The organism is Agrobacterium sp. MCAB5 (genome assembly GCF_052114365.1).
In the GTDB taxonomy this organism is placed as follows: Bacteria; Pseudomonadota; Alphaproteobacteria; order Rhizobiales; family Rhizobiaceae; genus Agrobacterium; species Agrobacterium tumefaciens.
This window is the reverse complement of sequence record NZ_JBFREP010000128.1, coordinates 1-638: the sequence shown is the minus strand read 5'-3', so window position 1 is coordinate 638 and position 638 is coordinate 1. Positions and strand designations below refer to the sequence as shown.

Annotated in this window: 1 protein-coding gene and 1 pseudogene; both read left to right on the top strand. The window is 60.7% G+C overall.

Annotation, left to right across the window (positions count from 1 at the left end; all coding sequences use genetic code 11):
- Positions 1 to 187, top strand: a pseudogene (locus tag AB4Z23_RS27765) (OsmC family protein); the annotation flags it as partial.
- Positions 184 to 638: VIT1/CCC1 transporter family protein (locus AB4Z23_RS27760; protein ID WP_441361213.1), on the top strand; the 455-nt coding region annotated here is incomplete at its 3' end. The pseudogene AB4Z23_RS27765 and the gene AB4Z23_RS27760, both read left to right, overlap by 4 nt.

Genomic DNA, 638 nt, shown 5'->3' with positions numbered 1-638 from the left:
GCTTCATGCCGTCCGGCAGGATGATCTGCCGCGTATCTTCTCCATCGACTACGAACTCTTGGTCGATACCGAGGAGAGCGAACAGCGGCTCGAACTCCTGCACAAGAACGTCCGCAAATACGGTACGATCTCCAACACCATCGCTCTCGCAGCTCGCCTTGATGGCGTCATCCGGAGGGCCTTATGAGGAGCCTTCACAGCGAAACGCATCTCGTTTCCCGGATAGGATGGCTGCGAGCGGCCGTTCTCGGCGCCAATGACGGCATCGTGTCGACCGCAAGCCTGATCGTCGGGGTGGCAGCCTCTGCGGCGGGGAGTTCCGAGATTCTGATCGCCGGCATCGCAGGACTTGTGGCAGGGGCCATGTCGATGGCGGCGGGCGAATATGTCTCGGTAAGCTCCCAGGCGGACACCGAGCAGGCCGATCTCAACCGCGAACGACTGGAGCTTGAGAGCCAACCCAATCTGGAGCGAGAAGAATTGGCGCAACTTTATGCCAGACGCGGTGTCGATACCGATCTGGCCAGAAGGGTGGCCGAGCAGTTGATGCAGAAGGATGCGCTTGAGGCGCATGCCCGCGAAGAACTCGGCATCTCCGAGATCACCACTGCGAGACCGATCGTGGCTGCCCTGACATC